At 36.1% G+C, this 535-nt stretch carries 1 pseudogene; it reads right to left on the reverse strand.

Going from position 1 to position 535, the window contains the following annotated elements:
* Positions 1 to 535 (reverse strand): annotated as a pseudogene (locus tag B4H32_RS04415) (HNH endonuclease); the annotation flags it as partial.

Raw genomic sequence — 535 nt, forward strand, 5'->3', positions numbered from 1 at the left:
ACATCAAGCAATTTTTTATCAACTGAACCACCAAGTATATATTCAAATACACCTTTACGATTTTTAACGTATGAATCTGCATAAAGGTCTTTGACCTGCTCAGATATTTTTTGCGGACTGTAGGGTTGTGTATGGTACATTTCATAAAGCCGTCCCCATTCCAAGCCTCGCATTTCACTTTCAACATCTTTAAATACCGCAGATACCCAATCTATAACCGTATTGAAATAGGTTTTTAATTCATTGATATTTGATTCATTTCGATGCCGACTCATATAGTCATCAATTTTGCCTTTACTGACCCAATCAAGTGCACGTTCCAAAAAATCTTGGCGAATTGCACTACCTAAAATATAGGCAGCCCATTTATTTACATTAGAATTTTGGCTATTGCTAAACTCAGCTTTAGCAAGTGTGACAAATTGCCCCGAATACACCGCATTGAGTAATTCTTGCTGATTAAGCGGAACACCTGCAATATTAATGGTTTTAAACCATGCTTTAATCTCTGTTTCAGTACCTTCGCATTCATAAA

It is taken from the genome of Acinetobacter sp. UBA2063 (assembly GCF_002333245.1).
Taxonomy (GTDB): domain Bacteria; phylum Pseudomonadota; class Gammaproteobacteria; order Pseudomonadales; family Moraxellaceae; genus Acinetobacter; species Acinetobacter parvus.